11 protein-coding genes and 4 pseudogenes are annotated in these 18,745 nt (G+C 66.0%); 11 read left to right on the top strand and 4 right to left on the bottom strand.

The genetic code is table 11. From position 1 onward, the window contains the following. Window positions 1-2 precede the first annotated feature (2 nt). From AZOLI_RS18990 to AZOLI_RS18970, 5 genes are all read left to right on the top strand, one after another. The gene (locus tag AZOLI_RS18990) at window positions 3-1,169 is read left to right on the top strand and encodes an ABC transporter substrate-binding protein (protein ID WP_014188750.1); all 1,167 of its coding nucleotides are present in this window, start codon (window positions 3-5) and stop codon (window positions 1,167-1,169) included. Continuing rightward, entirely contained in the window at window positions 1,166-2,233 is a 1,068-nt protein-coding gene (locus AZOLI_RS18985) for a FecCD family ABC transporter permease (protein ID WP_014188749.1), read from the top strand. The genes AZOLI_RS18990 and AZOLI_RS18985 overlap by 4 nt, the downstream gene beginning before the upstream one ends. After that, on the top strand, window positions 2,230-3,018 hold the full coding sequence (locus AZOLI_RS18980) for an ABC transporter ATP-binding protein (RefSeq protein ID WP_014188748.1): 789 nt from the start codon (window positions 2,230-2,232) through the stop codon (window positions 3,016-3,018). The genes AZOLI_RS18985 and AZOLI_RS18980 overlap by 4 nt, the downstream gene beginning before the upstream one ends. A 119-nt stretch (window positions 3,019-3,137) precedes the next feature. Continuing rightward, window positions 3,138-4,850, top strand: a complete 1,713-nt coding sequence (locus AZOLI_RS18975) for an ABC transporter ATP-binding protein (protein WP_244442609.1) — start codon at window positions 3,138-3,140, stop codon at window positions 4,848-4,850. Continuing rightward, the gene (locus tag AZOLI_RS18970; protein ID WP_014188746.1) at window positions 4,847-6,676 is read left to right on the top strand and encodes an ABC transporter ATP-binding protein; all 1,830 of its coding nucleotides are present in this window, start codon (window positions 4,847-4,849) and stop codon (window positions 6,674-6,676) included. Before AZOLI_RS18975 ends, AZOLI_RS18970 begins: the two co-directional genes overlap by 4 nt. A gap of 346 nt (window positions 6,677-7,022) precedes the next feature. On the opposite strand, the pseudogene AZOLI_RS18965 reads toward AZOLI_RS18970, so the two are convergent. After that, window positions 7,023-7,172: pseudogene (locus AZOLI_RS18965) on the bottom strand (transposase); the annotation flags it as partial. Window positions 7,173-7,230: 58 nt separating this feature from the next. Between AZOLI_RS18965 and AZOLI_RS33330 the strand changes: the two are divergent. The 6 genes and pseudogenes from AZOLI_RS33330 to AZOLI_RS18940 form a co-directional block, all read left to right on the top strand. Further along, window positions 7,231-7,344, top strand: a pseudogene (locus tag AZOLI_RS33330) (AbrB/MazE/SpoVT family DNA-binding domain-containing protein); the annotation flags it as partial. 556 nt (window positions 7,345-7,900) lie between these two features. After that, window positions 7,901-9,613 (top strand): hypothetical protein, encoded by a 1,713-nt coding sequence (locus tag AZOLI_RS18960; protein ID WP_081505991.1) that lies wholly within the window; start codon window positions 7,901-7,903, stop codon window positions 9,611-9,613. Between the two features lie 102 nt (window positions 9,614-9,715). Beyond that, window positions 9,716-11,425, top strand: coding sequence for a hypothetical protein (locus AZOLI_RS18955; protein WP_014188743.1), 1,710 nt, complete (start codon window positions 9,716-9,718; stop codon window positions 11,423-11,425). Between the two features lie 81 nt (window positions 11,426-11,506). Then, window positions 11,507-13,405, top strand: coding sequence for a hypothetical protein (locus tag AZOLI_RS18950; RefSeq protein WP_162488321.1), 1,899 nt, complete (start codon window positions 11,507-11,509; stop codon window positions 13,403-13,405). A 67-nt stretch (window positions 13,406-13,472) separates the two neighbouring features. Continuing rightward, window positions 13,473-15,869 (top strand): SAM-dependent methyltransferase, encoded by a 2,397-nt coding sequence (locus tag AZOLI_RS18945; protein ID WP_014188741.1) that lies wholly within the window; start codon window positions 13,473-13,475, stop codon window positions 15,867-15,869. A gap of 41 nt (window positions 15,870-15,910) precedes the next feature. Further along, window positions 15,911-16,609, top strand: coding sequence for a streptomycin biosynthesis enzyme StrG (locus AZOLI_RS18940; protein ID WP_014188740.1), 699 nt, complete (start codon window positions 15,911-15,913; stop codon window positions 16,607-16,609). Between the two features lie 329 nt (window positions 16,610-16,938). Here the strand turns inward: AZOLI_RS18940 and AZOLI_RS33080 are convergent. The 3 genes and pseudogenes from AZOLI_RS33080 to AZOLI_RS33845 all read right to left on the bottom strand — a co-directional run. After that, window positions 16,939-17,082: pseudogene (locus tag AZOLI_RS33080) on the bottom strand (IS30 family transposase); the annotation flags it as partial. 17 nt (window positions 17,083-17,099) lie between these two features. Next, window positions 17,100-18,166, bottom strand: a protein-coding gene (locus AZOLI_RS31415; RefSeq protein ID WP_085938487.1) for an IS630-like element ISAli3 family transposase whose coding sequence is annotated in 2 segments (ribosomal slippage) — window positions 17,100-17,680 and window positions 17,680-18,166 — 1,068 coding nt in all. Because the reading frame shifts where the segments join, the coding sequence is not laid out codon by codon here. 104 nt (window positions 18,167-18,270) lie between these two features. Next, window positions 18,271-18,547: pseudogene (locus AZOLI_RS33845) on the bottom strand (IS30 family transposase); the annotation flags it as partial. Window positions 18,548-18,745: the final 198 nt, after the last annotated feature.

Raw genomic sequence — 18,745 nt, 5'->3', positions numbered from 1 at the left:
GAATGCCGACATTCTCCCATTTTCCCGGCGGAGCGGATGCGGTTCGCCGGATCGCGCGCCGGGCACTCCTCCTGCTGGCCCTCCTGGCGGTCTGGCTGCTTGGCGCCGGCGGTGAGCAGGCGCTGGCCGCCGGCCAGTCCGCGATCGCCGTGACGGACATGCTCGGCCGCAAGGTAACGCTGCCGTCGCCCGCCAAAAGGATCGTCCTTCCGGAAGGGCGGCATGTCCTGACCCTCGGTCTCCTCGACAAGGATCCTCTGTCCTTCGTCGTCGCCTGGGGCAACGATTTCAAGCGCTATTCCCCCGCAACCTTCGAGGTGCTGCGCAAGCGCTTCCCCAAGGCGGACAGCATACCCGACGTCGGCGGAACGACGGCCGGTTCCTTCTCGATGGAGGCGACGATCGCCGCCAAGCCCGATCTCGTGATCTTCACGCTCTACGGCCCGCCGCCGGATGGCCTGGACAGGCTCGATGCCGCCGGAATTCCCTATGTCTTCGTCGATTTCTTCCAGAAGCCGCTGACCAACATCGTTCCGAGCATGCGGATGCTGGGCGCGCTGCTCGACCGTGAACGGGAAGCGGAAAGCTTCATCGCCTATTATGAGAGCCATATGGCCGCCGTCGCCGCGCGTCTTGCAAAGACCGGCGGGCCGAAACGGGTGTTCTTTCATCTGAATCCCGACGGCAAGGATTGCTGCTATACCTCAGGTCCCGGCAACATGAGCGACTTCATCGCCGCCGCAGGGGGACACAACATCGGCGCCGACATCGTTCCGGGCGCCATCGGCAAGATCAATCTCGAATATCTGCTGACGCACGCCCCGGACTTCTATCTGGCCGGCGGCGGTTCGGCCGTGGCTCTCAACGGGTTGCAGGTCGGTCCCGGCGTGACTCCCGATGCCGCGCGTCAGACGATGGCGACCATTCTGAAGGCGCCGGGCATCGCCAAGCTGGCGGCGGTCGAGAACGGTCGCGCTGGCGGGGTCTGGCTTTTCTTCTTCGACACGCCCCTGTTCTTCGTCGGCGTCGAAAAGATCGCCGCAATGCTGCATCCGGCGGCGTTCGCCGATCTCGACCCCGACAGGACGATGGCCGAGATCAACCGGACCCTGCTGGCCTTTCCGCTCGAGGGCACCTTCTGGGTCGATGCCAAGAGTGCCGCCAGATGAGCGGAATCGGAGCCGGCGAAGCGGTATCGAGGGCCGGGATCGCCGCCCAGTATTCGGACGGCTTGAAACGGCGATCGGTCCGCATCGCCGTTCTGGCGGTTCTGATGCTTGCCGGCCTGTTGGCGGACCTGATGACGGGTCCGGCCGGTCTGTCCCTGCGGGATATCCTGGACGGATTGTTCGGTGCCGGTGGCGACCAGGGGTTGCCTGCGGTCATCATGTGGCAGATCCGTCTGCCGGCGGCGGTGCTGGCGGTGCTGGTCGGTGCCAGCCTCGCGCTGGCGGGCGCGGAGATGCAGACGATCCTGCACAACCCGCTGGCCAGCCCGTTTACGCTGGGCATTTCCTCTGCGGCCGCGTTCGGCGCCGCCCTGGCCATCGTGCTCGGCATCGCCGTTCCATTCGTGCCGCCGGTGCTGGCGGTGCCGGTCAACGCCTTTCTCTTCGCCATCGGATCGGTGATGCTGATCCAGGCCCTCGCGGCCATGGGACAGGGGGCGATGCCGCTGGTGCTGTTCGGGATCGTTCTGGTCTTCGGCTTCAACGCGCTGGTCGCCGTCATCCAGTTCATAGCACCAGCGGACTCGCTGCAGCATCTGGTCTTCTGGACCATGGGAAGCCTGAACCGGGCCGACGGCACCTCCGTCGCCGTGCTGGCCCTGGTTCTCGCCGGCGCCATCCCGTTCTCCATGCGCGCGGCATGGTCGCTCACCCTGCTGGCGCTGGGCGAGGAACGGGCGCAGAGCCTCGGTGTCAATCCGCGATGGCTGCGGGTCGGCTGCCTGTTGCGGGCGAGCCTGCTGTCGGCGGTCGCGGTCGCGGTCGCCGGCACCATCGGCTTCGTCGGACTGGTCGGTCCGCACATCGCGCGGCTGCTGGTTGGGGAGGATCATCGCTTCTTCCTGCCGGCGTCGATCCTCGCCGGCGCGGTGGTCATGTCGTTTTCGAGCATCGCCTCCAAGACACTCCTGCCCGGTGTGCTTCTGCCGATCGGAATCGTCACGTCGCTGGTCGGGCTGCCCTGCTTCGTCGCGCTGCTGCTGGGGGGACGGGGGCTGCGATGACCGACAATCCCGCGAAAGGACCCCTGGGCGTGCGGGGGCTGACCGTCCGCTACGGCACGACCGTCATTTTCGACAGCGTCGACCTTCCCACGATCCGGCCGGGAGAGGTCAGTGTCTTCGCCGGACCCAACGGCGCCGGCAAATCGACCCTGCTGCGCGCCCTTGCCGGCATGATCAGGGCGTCGGGAGAGATCCTCTATGACGGTCGCAACCTGCTGGACCTGACTGCGCACAGGCGGGCGGAGCTGGTCGGCTTCATGCCGCAATCCATCGCCGCAACCAATGGGCTGACGGTGCTCGACAGCGTCCTGGCCTCGTTGCGGCTGTTCTCGCCCGGCATCTCCGCCCGGCGCAGCCAGGACGCCGCCTTGTCGGCATTGGAACGGATCGGCATCCTCCACCTGGCGATGCGGCCGCTCGGTCAGCTGTCGGGCGGGCAGCGGCAAATGGCCAGCCTTGCCCAGTCGCTGGTCCGCAGGCCGCAGATCCTGCTTCTGGACGAACCGACGAGCGCGCTCGATCTGCGCCATCAGGTCGAGGTGATGTCGGCGATAAAGTCCGTGGCGCGGGAAGGCCGCATCGTCATCGTGGTTCTGCACGATCTTTCCCTGGCGGCGAACTGGGCGGACCAGTTGATCTTCCTGCATGACGGGCGTGTCGCCGATGCCGGAACACCGGCCGATGTGCTCACGTCCGACCTGTTGCGAAGCGTCTATCGCGTCAGTGCCCGCGTCGGCCGGGCGGCGGGCGGCGGAGCCTATCTCGCGGTGGACGGCCTGGCCTGATACCGCCGGTCATCGAGGATGGCCGCCGGTGTCCGCGCCGGGCCGATGCGCGTGCGACCGGAAAGTCTCGTTGCGATCATTCTGAAAGGGTGTCCCGAATGCCGGGGAAAGCATTGGCCGTGGGCGGCTCCGTCCGCTGGCCCATCGCGGTGAGTGTCGTCATCGGCCTTGCCGTCACCGCATGCTATGGTCTTCAGGGCGGACTCCTGGCGTTGCTGCTCGCGCATGCGGTCGGCGGCGATCCCGATCCGCGCGTCATGGTTCAGCATATCATGCCCTTGCTTCTGGCACTTGGCGCCGTCCTGCTGGCGCGTGCGCTGCTGCTGTGGGGGGCGGAGATCGCTGCCCAGGCGACGGCGCGCACGGTGAAGGAGACGCTGCGCGGCCGGCTGCTGCGGCACCTGTTCGATCTCGGTCCGGGCGTCACGCTTCGCCGGCGGACCGGCGAGCTTCAGGCGATCCTGGTCGGCGGCGTCGAGGCGTTGGAAACCTATCACAGCCGCTATCTGCCGGCTCTTTGGAACGCCGTTCTCGGATGCTGCGGCATTCTCGCCGCCATCGCCGCCGTCGATTGGCCTTCGGCCGCCCTGCTGTGCCTGTTCGTCGGCGGCTTTCCCGTGCTCGACCGGCTGTGGTTGCGGTGGCGGATGCCGCGGACCTCCGGAATCTTCGCGGCTCTGGGTGCGCTCGGTGCCTATCTGCTCGACAGCCTGCAGGGCATCGTCACGGTGAAGGCCTTCGGCGCCTCGGCACGGCGGCGGGCGGTGCTGGCGGACCATGCGGCCGCGTTGCGGCGGGAATCGATGACCACCCTGGCGGTCACCCTGATGCGAACCGGCCTGACCGGCCTGGTCATGCTGTCGGGTATGGCGCTCGTTCTCTCGGCAGGCGCATGGCGTGTATCGTCCGGCACTCTCGATCCCTTCGCGATGCTGGTCACGCTTTTCCTGGCGCGGGAGGCGTTCCGGCCGCTCGAACGACTGGAGCGTGAGTTCCACAGCGCTTGGGCGGTCGGCGGAGCCGTCGCGCCGATCATGGAATTCCTGGCGATGGATCCGCCGGTGCGCGAAGCGGACCGGCCGCTGCCGGCACCGCCCGCCCACGACATCCGGTTCGAGGATGTCCGCTTCAGCTATGCGGGCGGGGGAGCGCCTTCGCTCGATGCCGTGTCCTTCCATGTCGCGGCACGGGAACATGTCGCGCTGGTCGGACCCTCGGGAGCGGGCAAGTCCACCGTCGTCGCCCTGCTGCTTCGCTTCTTCGATCCGGACGCCGGTACGATCCGCATCGGCGGAACCGACATCCGCTCCTTGCCGCTGGAGACGCTGCGCTCGCTCATCAGCGTCGTTTCCCAGGATACGGTGCTGTTCGAGGGCACGGTCGCCGACAATCTCAAACTGGCGAAACCGGACGCGACGGATGAGGAGATCCGGGCCGCGGCCCAGGCCGCTCACATCGACGCCTTCATCGAAAGCCTGCCGCTCGGCTATGCGACCCGGATCGGGGAACGCGGAGCGACGCTGTCCGGCGGGCAGCGTCAGCGTATCGCCATCGCACGCGCGCTTCTCAAGAACGCGCCGATCCTGATCCTGGACGAGGCCACCTCCAGCCTCGACCCCGCAAGCGAGCAGGCGATCCGGGAGGCGCTCGCCAGGCAGTCCGGCCGGCGCACCACCCTGCTCATCGCCCATCGGCTGTCGGCCGTCGCCGATGCGGACCGGATCCTCGTCTTCGACGGTGGCCGGCTGGTCGAAGACGGCGCGCGTCCCGATCTCGAACGGAACGGCGGCGTCTATGCCCGGCTTGCCGCACTTCAGGGGGCAGCCGCATGATTGCCAGGATCTTTTCCGGATTGGCGGCGAGACAGGGTGCTGCCGGTATTCTCGGGCTGCTGCCGCTCCTGAAAGGGCGCCGCCGGCTGCTGGCTCTGACGATGCTGTCCGGCGTCCTCGCCCAGGGCGGCACGCTCGCCAGTCTGGCATGCGGCGCCTGGCTGGTCGGCCGGGCGGTGACGGGGGCCGCGCTGCCCGACCCCCTTCCCGGCTTTGGTGTTTCCGGCTTCTGGCTGTTCGGCATCGTGGTCGTGGCCGCCGCCGGGGCGCGCTGGTGGCAGGCCCACATCTCCCATGCCTTGGCTTTCGCGCTGATCGAGACGTTGCAGATCGGCATTTATGACGGGCTGGAAAGGGCGGCTCCGGATTCCGTACTCGGGCGGCAGACAGGAGAACTCGCGGCCATCGCCACCAGCGACGCCGAGTTGATGGAGCATTTCTACGCCCATACCCTGGCGGACTATGTCGGCGCCCTTCTGGTGCCGCTTGCGGCCCTGGCCGGTCTTTGCGCGATCCACCCGGTCATGGCGGCGGCGCTGTTTCCCTTCCTGGTCCTGGTCGCCAGCGTCCCCTATTGGCTGGCCCGTCGCGCCGGGGAACAGGGCGCGCTGGCATTGGCGGAACTCGGCCGCCTCAATGCCCGGACGGTGGAGATCGTTCAGGGGCTGCGCGAGCTGGCGATCTTCGGTCGGGGACGCGACTTCCTGGCGCGGCTGGCGCGGCAAACCGAGCTGCTGTCCGCCGCGCAACGTCGCTATGGATCGCGCGCCGGCCTGGAGTTGGCGATGATCGACGGGTTGACGACGCTCGCGGTGTTGACTGCCGCTCTCGTCGGCAGCGTTCTTGTCGCCGGAGCAGGGCTGGACCGGGCGCTTTTCCCGCTGGCCCTGGTTCTGGCGGGTGGCGCGCTCACCCCCATCGCCGAGGTGACGCAGACGGCGCGCAAGCTGGGCGAACTGCGTGCCGGGGCCGCCCGCGTGCTGACCATCTTCCACCAGCCGGCGCGGATTGCCGATCAAGGCCGCCAGACGGTTCCGCAGGATGCGACGGTCCGTTTCGAGCATGTCGGCTTCGGGTATGGCAACGGCCGGGGCGACGTGCTGGACGGCTTCGATCTCAGCCTCTCGCCCGGGGAGATGGTGGCGCTGGTCGGTCGCTCCGGGGCCGGCAAGAGCACGGCCGCCAATCTGCTGCTGCGTTTCTGGGACGTCGGATCGGGGCGGATCAGCATCGGCGGATGCGACATCCGGACCCTGCCGGTCGACGCCCTGCGCCGGCTCGTCGCCTATGTGCCGCAGGATGTCCACCTGTTCAATGAGACTGTCGCCGACAATCTGAGGCTCGGCGCCCCGGATGCGGCGATGGACGAGGTCGAGCGGGCGGTGCGGTTGGCGCAGGCCGCCGACGTCGTGGCCGGGCTTCCCGAGGGATACCGGACGATGTGCGGCGAGCGCGGCATGCGCCTTTCCGGGGGGCAGCGCCAACGTCTGGCGATTGCCCGAGCGCTGCTGACGCGGGCCCCGATCCTGCTGCTCGACGAAGCCTCCTCCAATCTCGATGCAGAGAACGAGCAGGCTCTTCACAAGGCGTTTGCCACCATAAAGCGGGATCATGCGGTACTGGTCATTGCCCACCGGCCGTCGACCATCCGGCAAGCCGACCGCATCATCGTCCTCGACGCCGGGCGGATCGTCGAGCAGGGGAGGCACGACGAGTTGCTGACCCTTGGCGGACTGTATGCGGATCTCATGGCTTCCGCCCGCCACAGTCCCGTTGCGATACCGGACGGAGAAAATCGAACGGTGCCCCCGTCGGGGTTGCCATGACCGCCAAGGTCGCGGTCGAGTAGCTCAGCCATTCGGCTCTCGCCCTCACAGATCCGGGCTTGCGGCTTTCCCGCACCCGGCTCTTCCCGAGGGTGGCCCTCCTCCGAATCAGTGGACACCTCTGCTAAGCTCCAGATGGAGCGGAGAGGTCAAGAATGACGACGACACGGCGGATCTTTACGGATGATCTTGCTCCGGTTCGGTGGACACGGGTTCACGCAGATCTTAGCTCGGTCTTTTCGGGGGTGATGTATCCGATGGCCGAGTGGGCGCGTTGGCGATTTTGGCGATTTTGGCGATTTTGGCGATTGTAGTAGGTTTCGATTTAGGCGAACACGTCCCGGTGGCCTTGGGCTACCCGCCGCCAGTTCCGCAGTACCGAATCCTGCAGGCCTAACTCCCGCGCCACATGCTCCAGCGGCCGGCCGCTCCCTTCCAGCAGGGCTACAGCCTCACGCTTGAACTCGTCCGTGAAGGATCGCCTTGTCTTCGTCATCAGACACCTTCCCGCTCCAATCGGAGCTTGGCTGAGGTGTCCACCAAACCGGGGCAAGATCAGTCTGACGGTGACGGCTAAGGGACAGGTGACGCTGCGGCAGGCGGTGCTCGATCATCTCGGCGTCAAGCCCGGTGAGCGGGTGGAGGACGCGGATCAGCAGCACGGTGGGGCGTCCGAAGCACGCCACAACACCAAGGCTGCGGCCAGTAGGCGCCGTGAACGCGGCGTGAGGGTGTGCCGCAGCCAGTGCAGGATACTGAGACAGGAACTGGCTGTGCACGCACGGTGATCCGATGGAAGCTTTGATCGACGTGATCCAGCAGCGATTCAGCTCCGCCGGCTCAACCTCTGCTTGGTCACACAAAACTTGGAAGAGCCCCCTATCTCAAGCCGATTGACAGGGCGCGTCGTCACGACCGCCAGATACTGGCATCCCAGCCACCAAACCAACCCCGACTTGACGCTGCCCCTGCCCGGCCTGGAGCTGGGGAAAATGCCCCCAATTTCCTTTACCTATAGTTGTGTAAGGAGGAGCGGCAGGGGGACAATGTCGTAAATGTCACCGACATCCGAATAATAACCATTGCCTATCGTAGTATTTCGTACAAAATATGCGGCGTAGTAGCCGTTGTTCATAATTGCATACGGATGCATGCGTTTGACGTGTGCGTCTATCGCCCGCGCCCTGAAGAATAACTCCCATCTGTACCTGAGGAATATTAAAAATGTCTGATACGAATTCTGCAAATAGCTGCAGCGTCACCAATTGCTTGGTCGCGCCCGCCACTCCCGCCCAGCCGCAGACCGGCTGGAACGGTGACATCGTGGTCATCAATGCCTACAACAGCGCTCCCAGCGGTACCCAGCAGGGTTACGAGCAGACGCTTGCGCTGCTGCCGTTCACGGGCGGCAACACGCTGGCGCCCTCCGCCACCGACAGCATCACGCTGGATCAGGTCCTGAACGGCGTGCCGATGAGCATCTACGACCTGCTCATCGCGCAGGCCAACAACCTGTTCCCGGTCCAGGTCGTGTCGGAGATGATGTCCTTCACCACCTTCGACTATCAGGCAATCACGGTGGAGCCGTCGGCCGCGAATGCGGATCCCTTCATCGGCGCCTGGCAGTTCTACCAGATCATCACCGCGGATCCGTCCTGCAATCTGGCGACGGGCTTCACCGCCGCCTGCAATTCCGCCAGTTCGTCCGCCGCACAGTCCAGCGACGTCGATTCCACGGTCAACCAGTTCTTCAAGGGAACGCAGAGCTACCAGAACGTCACGTTCGCGTCCTATGTCGCGGTGTCGACCTACCTCACGAGCTTTGCCGCGCCGTGGGCCAATTTCCAGAACAGCTACACCTATTATCTCTACGTCAGCGGCGGCGAGGGGACCGAGGCGAAGGCCTACGGCTCGGTTGCCTTCGTCCTGAACCAGGCCTCCGGCTTGCCTTCGCCGACCGACCCGAGCAGCGGCTACACCATCACCTACACCGACACCAGCGGCAACACGACCCCGCTCTATTTCTCCAAGGGGCAGCTGGTCTCCAGCACCACCCAGGACAACCCGCCGATCTGCCTGCAGATGGCCTATTCGCCGCTCAGCACCTTCACCGGCCAGTCCAGCGACTACAACACGATCATGCCGATGACGAGCGGCATCGTGAATGGCCAGCAGGTGGTCGGCGTCAATGAGCAGCAGAGCGACTGGCAGGACTTCCTGAACTTCCTCGGCACCGTTCTCAACAACCAGTATGTCCAGCTGTTCGTCCAGATCACCGGCGTCGCGATGGGCATCAAGACGGTTGTGGACGGCGTGGCCTGGCTGAAGGGCAAGCTCGCCTCCACGCAGGCCGCCAACAAGGGGACCCCTCCCACCCAGGAACAGGTCTCGGAAATCAAGGGCCAGCTTCCCGAGGTGCAGCAGGGTATCCAGACCGAGTTGCAGACCAAGCTGAACGACGTCGGCAGCGGCGGGACGGTTCCCGCACCGTCCGCCATGCCCGAGGCGCAGACCAACCTTCAGTCCCAAATGGTCCAGAACAACACCGAAGACCAGATCACCGAGGTCAAGGACGGGATCGCGAAGGAGCAGACCGAACTCCAGGACGATGCGGAGGTCAGCGTCAACACCGGTGTCGAAACGGATGCCAGCAACCTTCGCCAGGTCGCCGGCGACGTGAACAGCCTGAGCCCCACCGACCCGCAGGCTCCGCAGAAGCTGGCAGCGGATGAGACGTCTCTGAGCAATATCCAGACTGACCTCACCAAGCAGAACGAGCAGGATTCTGCGGGTATGGCCAGCAACGAAAAGGCTACGGTCCAGGCCGCCGAAGAAGAAGAGGAAACGGAAGAGGAAGAAGAGAAGGAAGAAAACACGGAGGATTCGGACCTCGAAGACGGCGAGTTCGGGGAGGACGTGGAGGACGTCTTCCGCTGATGCGCGGAGCATGATTGCCGGCGGCGGCGTCCCCCCGGCGGGGGCGCCGCCGCCGCTTTCGCCGCCTGCGACGCCGTCAATTCGAGGAAACAGGGGAAAGCCATGGCTCAAGCCACGACCGGTACCAGCAGCACCAGCTGCATCGTCTCCAATTCCCTGGCAGTACCCGCCAACCCCGCCCAGCCGCAGACCGGCTGGAACGGCGACATCGTGGTCATAAACGCCTACAACAGCGATCCCGACGGAACCCAGCAGGGCTACGAGCAGACGCTCGAGCTCCTGCCGTTCATGGGCGGCGACACGCTGGCTCCTTCGGCCACAGACAGCATAACGCTGGACGACGTGCTGAACGGCGTCCCGATGACCGTTTACGACCTGATCGTCGCGCAGGCCGACAACCTGTTCCCGGTCCAGGTCGTGTCGGAAATGCTGTCGTCCGACGATCCGCCCATCTACCCGAAGATCACCGTCGCGGCATCGGGCAACGGCGCCGATCCCTTCGTCAGTGCGTTGCAGTTCTACCAGACCATCACCGCCTATCCGACGTCCAACCTGGCAACCGGCTTTACCGCCGCTCTCAACGCGGCGCGCAGCGGTTCGGCCAGTTCGAACGGGGTCGATTCGACGGTCAACCAGTTCTTCCAGCAATATCCAGCTTACCAGACGGTCACGCTGGACGCCTATGTCGCGGTATCGACCTACGTCGCCACCTTCGCGACGGCCTGGGCCGGTTTCCAGGACAGCTTCACCTATTACCTTTACACCAGCGCCGGCAAGGGAACGGAGGCACAGGCCTGCGGCAAGGTTACCTTCCTGCGGAACCAGCCCGCCGGCGTGCCGTCCGTGACCGATCCCGATGCCGGCTATACGGTCACGTATTTCGACGGCGACGGCACCCCGACGCCGCTCACCTTCTCGAACGGGGTGCTGGTATCGAGCACGACCGACGCGGTGCAGACGATCAGTCTCGTGCCGAGCTATACGCCGCTCAGCACCTTCACGGGCAATTCCGACGACTACGGCACCATCATCCTGACGCTGAACGGCACCGCGAACGGGCAGCAGATGGTCGGCGTCGATCAAGAGCAGAGCGGCTGGCAGGACTTCCTCAATAATCTCGGGACCATCCTCGCCAACCAGTATGTGCAGCTTTCCCTCGCCCTGATCGGCGTGGCGTTCAGCATCAAGCTGCTGGCGGACGGTGTCCGCTGGCTGAGAAACCGCTTCCGCTCGAACGAGGCCGCCAACGGCGGGGCGCCGCCCACGCAGGCGCAGGTCAACCAGGACCGGAGCGACCTTTCCGTCGCCGAAATCAACCGGCAGAACGGCATCGTTCTGGAATTGCAGAACATGAACGCCGGTGTACGAATTTCCGCACCGGCCGACATCAGTGCCGACGCGCTTGCGCTGCGGGGCGGGCTGGTTGAAAGCAGCAATTCCATCGTGGTGCAGAACCAGACGAACATTATCGGGGAACAGGGAGGCGAGCTTGGGGTTCTCAGCCAGTTCAGCAACAACAGCGACATGAGTTCGGCGGCAAACACCCTGCGGAACACCGCAAGCCAGCTTCAGCAAATTCAGCCCGGCAACAGCGGCGCTTCGGGAAACCTCGAGGCCATCGCGGACAACCTGTCCCAGAACCAGGCCTTGATCGACAAGATCACCGCCGCCGTAGGCTCGCGGCTCGCCGGTCAGGCCGCGAAGACGCTGATGCAGGACAAGGCCGTGCAGACCGATCTCGAATCCCAGGACAAGGCACTGGAAGAGGAAAGCTCGATGATCAAGGACGGAGAGATTTCCGGGAACGAATGAGTGGTCTTCCCGGATCGCGACAACGCCTCCGCGCCTCCGCACACCACGCCGATCATCCCCCAGAACATCGGAGCAGACAGCATGTCCAACGCCGTCGCGGCCGGCATTCCGGTCACCGTCACCAATCAGCTTTCGTTTCCGCTCGTGGTCTATTCCACGGTGACGCCCACGCCTCCCAGCAGCCCGCCCAGCACCAACCCGGCGGATTACCTGCCGGTCTACACGCAGATCGCCACGGTTCCCGCAAACGGCGCCCAGAGCTTCACGACCCCGGACGCGCTGTGCCGCATGGTGATCTGCCGGGCGAGCGACGATTTCCCGCTCCAACTCTTCATCCCGTCGATTCTGGCCGAGAGTGCCGCGACCACGGTCGCGCAGACGGACCTGCAGACCTGCCAGACCGTGCTGAGCTTCTACCAGCAGGTGATGAGCCAGCCCTACGCCCCGGCCTCGCTCCAGTTCAACGAGCTGTTCGTCAACGTCACCGACGTCTCGACGCTAGAATCCGCCGTTGCCACCTTCTTCAGCACCAACGGCATGAACGGTGCGACCTACGGCCATTGGTCGATCGTCAGCTATTGGGCGACCAATTCGCTGAACGCCTGGCCCGGGACCTATTACTGCTACCAGCCGCAGACCAGCAGCTCCGGTTTCGTCATCCCGCCGTCCGATTGCGGAACCCTGACCGTCGCGAACGGCACGGCGACCTTCACGCCCGCGGCCGGAACCCCGTCGACGGGGCCGCTGACCTTCTCCCACAGCACCCTGTCGTCCGACGGCGCATCCGCGGCCGCCGGCCTGCTGCTGACGGCCGTGCCGCGCAGCCTCGCCTGGGAAGGACAGCCGGACAGCGTCGTCCTGTGCTTCGTCGGCACGCTGAACGGACAGACGCTGGTGGCCCAGCCTTACCAGAATCCGTCCATCCCCTGGTGGATCGCCGCCTACGATCTCGCCTATGGCGCTTTCCAGACCGTACAGCTGGCGATGGCGCTGGACATGGCGGTCACGGTTCTGGGGGGCGTCGCCAACGGGATCGGCTATCTGTCGTCCAAGATCTCCAGCTTCATCAGCTCGGGCAACAGCGCGCTGAGCGCCCAGAGCGGCACGGCCAGCCCGGCTTCCGCCATCGGTGAGGAGGCGGAGCCGATCAACGTGGATGTGGACGTCGACGTCGATGTGGACATCGACACCGACACCGACAACGTCGAGGACACCGACAACGTCACCGACACCGACGTGGATGTGGACATCGACATCGACATCGACATCGACGACGACGTCTTCGCGGTCATCGACGTGGATGTGGACGTCGACGTCGATGTGGACACCGACGTGGTCACCGACACGGACAACGTTACGGACACCGACAACGTCACCGACGTCGATACCGACACCGACATCGACACCGACGTAAACGTCCAGCCCGGCATGATCAAGGGGGCACTGTCCAACCTCGGCAGCTGGATCGTCAGCAAGGGCTTCCCGGCGCTGGTCAAGAACCTGGCGATCATGGTCGCCTTCACCTCGGCGCAGAAGCTGCTCCAGGTCTGGCAGCAGGCCGCCTCGCAGGACCTCCAGAACATGGCGCCGCAGCAGAGCACCGGGCTCGGCCTGCTGATCAACTACATGCTGAACGAGAACAACCCGATCGCAACCCGCTGGACCACCTTCGCCGACTATGTCCAGGCCGGTTCGGTGGCTGCGGACGTGCCTTCGACCGGCACCCAGCAGATGGTTCTGACCACCATCGTGATGACCAAGGATCCCGCCGCCGATTCCGCGCAGTCCGGGTGGAACTGGCCGCAGGCGACCGAGGTCGCCCTGGTCAACCAACTGGCCCAGTACGGCAGCGCCGCCACCCAGTACCAGGCGTATCAGGTGCTGGCCTCCTACACCTATGACGGCAAGCCGCTGCCGGTGAAGGTCGCCTGCAACGTCGCCCTGGAATACCTGAAGCAGATCTCCGGGAAGAACGCCTGATCCGCGGCTCCCGGTCTTTTCCACATCGCTCCGCATCCGCCGGACTGCAACGAGGGTAGACCCCATCGTGACCGACACCATACACTTCCCCACCCGGGAGCAGCATGCCCGCGCCTGGGAGGAACTGGCCCAAGCCATCGCTGCATCGGCGGACAGCGTTTCACAGGACGCGCCGGCACATCCACCGGCACGTCCGGGGGAACTGACCATCATCGGCTCCGGCATCGAGACGATGGGATTCACCATCGGCGACGAAGAGTTGATCCGCGGTGCGGATGCGGTCTTCTTCTGCGTCGCCGATCCGGCCACGGTGGTCTGGCTGAAGTCGATCCGGCCGGACGCCTACGACCTCTATGTGCTCTACGACGACACCAAGGTCCGCTACACCACCTACATGCAGATGTCGGAGGCGATGCTGCATCACGTCCGCCAGGGCAAGAAGGTGGTGGCGGTCTATTACGGCCATCCCGGCATCTTCGTGCTGTCCACCCACCGCTGCATCATGATCGCCCGGCGCGAGGGGCATAAGGCGGTGATGCGGCCGGGCGTCTGCGCGCTGGACTGCCTGTGCGCCGACCTGGGGGTGGACCCCTGCCATCCGGGCATGCAGACCCATGAGGCGACCGACATGCTGATCCGGGGGCGTATCCCCGACACCAGCCTGCACGTCGTGCTATGGCAGGTCGGCCTGATCGGAGAAATGGGGTTCCGCCGCCGCGGCTACATCAACAACAACTTCTCGGTTTTCGTCGAGTATCTCCAGAAATACTACGGTGACGACTATCCGGTGACGCATTACATCGCCTCCCGGTATCCGACCATCCCGCCGACCATCGAAGTCTATCCGCTGAGCGCGCTGCACGATCCGCAGATCCAGACCCGGGTCACCGGGGTGTCGACCTTCTACGTGCCGCCCAAGAACGCCGCGGCCGCCGATCTCGACATGCTGATCCGGCTCGGCCTGATCCAGCCCGGACAGGAGGTCCGGACATCGGACGGGCCGCTGCGCGAAATCGGGCTGTACGGCCCGCGCGAGCGCAAGGCGTTCCGCGCCTTCCGCCGGTTCAAGGTCTCCCGCGACTACCAATGGCAGGAGGACACCGGCGCCAGCCGCTTCCTCATCGCCCTGCGCAGCAATCCGGCCTTGCAGGAACGCTATGAACGCGACCCGCGCGCCGCCGTCGCGCCGGAGTCCTTCCCCGGCCTGACCGACCGCGAGCGCTCCTTGCTGGCGACCCGCGATCACGGCGCGATCCAGATCGCGGCCAAGGGCACCGGCGTCGCCCACCCCGGCAACCGCGATTTCCTGTTCCAGCTGTTCGACCGCAAACCGGTGATGCGCAGCCTGCTGGCGGTCCTGCGTGGCGTGCGTCCCGAAACGGCCACCGGCGCCCTGGCCGAGTGGTCGGCCGGTCAGGGGCTTGCGCTGGATTGGGACCGCATGCGCACCGACGTCAACGGGGTGCTGCGCGACCGCCTGTTCCCCTGGGCAGGCGTCTACGAGGTGCGGGGCGAGACCGGAGAGGACGGGCGCCTGATCGTCCTGACCGGGGACGGCGACCGGGCGCGGCTGTTCGTCGATGGACAACCGGTCCGCCGCTTCTCCTTCCGGCGTGGCATCCTGCAATGGAAGGCCGGAGCCGGCCGTGCCGACAACGGATTCCTGCGGGTGGACGTCGACGTGCAGGGCGGGCGCCGCCTGATCGGTTCCATCTGGCCCGCGGGGGAGCCGGTTCCGGCCGAACACGGGCTCGTCGCCGTCGAGGGGCGGCCCGGACATCGGCACCCGTCCTCGCTGGCCGGACGCTACACCCGCAAGGGCGCCGAGGGGCCGCAATGCCTGGAGGTCGGCGTGGCCGAAACGCCGGAGCGCGGCCGCCATCTGTGCGTCACGCTGGACGGCCGGCCCCTGGATGGAGCCATCGTGGTCGGCGGGCGAACGCTCAGCGTCGGCGATCTCAGCTTCGTCCTGGGCGGTTCCGCCGATGCGCCGACCGGCGCCTGGATGCCGGAACCGGGGCTCGCCCCTCTGACCGGCAGTTACGTCGTGCGCGCCGCCGACGGCGGGCTGCGCTCCCTCTCCTACGCGGCGGGCGGCCTGCTGCTGGACGGACAGGCGGCCGGCACGATCGATCTCGACGGGTCCATCGTTTCCTGGTCGGGCGGGCCGGCGCACTGCTCCGCCGGGCAGGTGACTTTGCTGCTGGATCCGATCACCTTGTGTCCCGCACTGTTCGGGACGGTGGAAACGCCTGCCGGCACCGTCCGCTGTATCGGCCGCGCAGCAGCGCCGACCCAGGCGAACCGGCCTGAGCCGGAATTCGGGCTGCAAGCCGCGGCCTGGCGGCAGCTGGTCGATCTGGCGGGACGGCCCGACGGCGAGTTCCTGCTCTGGCACAAGTGGGAGAAGGCGAATCTCGCGGCGACGGTGGTCAACACCGCCCTCGCCCGCCTGCTCCCCTGATTCCCCTGATCCGGGCGAACCGGTCTGGAAGGACGGAAGACATGATGGTGGACGGCATAGAGGCGCGGACTCCGCTGATCCCGGTGGCGGCGGTGCGGACGGCATCGCTTCTGCGGTACGACACAGGCCGCTATCCGTTCGCCAAGGTGACGGCCGCGACGGTCTTCAAGGTCCGCTCCCTGGAGCGGCTCCACGAGGCTTGGCAACGCCACCGTGAGCGCCAGGGGCAGGACACCGCGCCGACCTATGCGGACAATCTGGCCCTGCGGGCACTGATGCAGAACCTCCCCGATGCCTCGCCGCTTTTCCAGCTCTACCACCGGTTCGTCCGTCAGGTGATCGCCCCCGTCTTCGGCGGGCGGATCTCCTACTCCAACCGTCCGAAGATGCGGGTCCATCTTCCGGACACCGGTTCGGTCAGCGCTTGGCACCGTGACGCCGACGTGACCGGGCGATACGACCAGATCACCGTCTGGCTCCCCTTCACCGACTGCCGCGAAGGAGGGACCCTGTGGTCGGAAACCGATTACGGGCTGCGCGACTTCCGGCCCATCGATGTGGCCTATGGTGAGGCGCTGGTGTTCGACGGCGGTCTGCTGGAGCATGGCACCGTCGCCAACGACGCCGGCATGACGCGAGTCAGTCTGGATTTCCGTTTCGCCGTCACCGGAGACATCCTCCCGGACACTGCGAAGGCGATCCTCGGCCAGCGCCCTACCCACATGGTTCCGCAAGACTGAACCGCCCCAGGCTTATCGGAGGGAGTGCAGGTTGAAACAGACGCAGTAGCGGCTTTCCATCAGCGCATGGTGTGGGTGGCTTCCCAATCGCTATGCTGCATCCGCCTCCCGCAACAGCCCCTGCTCCCTGGCGCGGTCCAGCAGGTTCTTGACTGACGACCGACTCCAGCGCAGGCCGCCGCGCAGGGAGCCCTGCCCCATGCTTTGCAATCGGCGGGCGATGCCGTCCAGCGTGTGCCGGGTTCCGAGCGCGCCAGGCCGACCACCATCAGAACGAGGTCGCCGCTGTCGATCCGTTTGGGCGACGCATCGAGGACGTCCTGGCGCACCAGCTGCAGATTGACCACCAGCTTGGCCGGCTTGGGCCAGCGAGCTGAGCGGTCGGCATGCCATTGCGCCGTTGTTGCCCGATACTCCAACCCGCCCGATCGGGTGGCGGCATTGCGCCGCAGCTCCCGGGAAATGGTCGAGACGGCTCATACCAGCGGCTTTAGACATTGACCGCTGCCCACGAGCGTGAGGCGATTGAGCGAATGATTTCGGGTGCCTGGGCGAGAGCGTTCCACGCCTCGCAGCAGGCCTCGACGATGGCGGCATAGGAATCGAAGACGCGATGGCTAAGGTGGTTCTGTCGCAGGAACTGCCAGATGTTTTCGACCGGATTGAGTTCCGGGCAATAGGGCGGCAGATGCAGAAGGCTGATGTTTTCGGGCACGACCAGCTTGTCGCCCGGCTGGTGCCAGCCTGCGCCGTCGAGGATGAGCACCGCATGGTGGCCGTCGCTCACTTGGCCGCTGATCTCGGCCAGGTGCAGGGTCATTGCCGCGGCGTTGGCCTTGGGCAGGACCAAGGCCGCGGCGGCGCCACGGCTCGGGCAGACGGCGCCGAACAGGTAGGCCCAGCTATGGCGCTGGTCGCGGGGCGCGCGTGGCCGGCTGCCCTTGGCGGCCCACACCCGGGTCAGGGTCCCTTGCTGGCCGACCCGGGCTTCGTCCTGCCACCAGAGCTCCAGCGGCTTGCCGCGGGCGGTGTCGGGGAGGGCGCCGGCAACCAGAGCGGCAAAGTTTTTTTGTGAGCCTCGAGCGCCTCGCCATCCTGCTGAGGATGCTGGGGGCGCACCGACAGGCGACGGAACCCCAGACGGCGCAACAGCCCGCCAACGCTGCGCTCGGCCAGCACCACGCCGAACCGGCGCTCGATCTTGCGGGCCAGATCGCACCGCCGCCACCGAACCACGCCATCCTCGGCGAGGTCCGGACCGGAGCGGACCCAGGACGCCACCTCCGCTTCCTGCTCCGCCGACAGCTTCGGCTTGGCTCCCGGTGCCTTACGATCCCGCAGCCCCGCCACGCCTTGGGCGTTGTAGCGGTGAACCCAATCCCGCAACGTTTGCCGATCCATCCCGCAAGACCGCGCGGCGTCCTCGCGAGATCGCCCCTCCAAAACCAGAGCTAGGGCGAGAAGGCGCCGCGCTACATCCGGATCGCCAAAACGCACCGCCCGCTGGCGCAACTCCGCTGAACTCAGCTCCAGCCGCGTGATCGCAATCGCCGCCATACCCGCCTCCTTCCGAGAGCTGGCAGCGAATCACAGGGCGGACCAAAAGGGAATCCACCGTGACGAGTCACACTTCAAAGCCGCTGGTATCACTCCAACTGCCGAGCGATCTCCTCCCGCTCCGCAAATTGCAAATACCGCTTCGACGGCAGCTTCGCCGACGATGCAGACTTCGCTGGTGGCATACCCCCCGCCTCTCGGAACCGACGTCCCCCCCGCGGGCGACACGCCTCCCAGGGATGCCGCATCCTCGCTCGATTGTCCCGTCGCAATCGCCGCCCAGAACCGCCGGTGATCCTCACGCTGAGCCGAGGGGGGCCGACCGGGTGACCGCAGAGAAACCCGTCCAGATCGATCCGAGCGCCGCTTCCGCTTCTTCATCGCAACCTCCTGCGTCAAGCTGTTACGACGACCGCTTGAATCCGCCCGGCTTTCTTTGAATGGCCCTGGGTCTGGCCCCATTCCGCTTTACAAACACCAGGGTATCCATGGCGTCACCCCTATTCGTCCACATGGCGGTATTCTGCAACCGTAAACGACCGCATTCGGCTTTCCGCCGCATCAGCGGAGAGAAGGCCG

The organism is Azospirillum lipoferum 4B (assembly GCF_000283655.1).
Lineage (GTDB): Bacteria > Pseudomonadota > Alphaproteobacteria > Azospirillales > Azospirillaceae > Azospirillum > Azospirillum lipoferum_C.
This window is presented reverse-complemented; position numbering and strand designations above follow the sequence as displayed.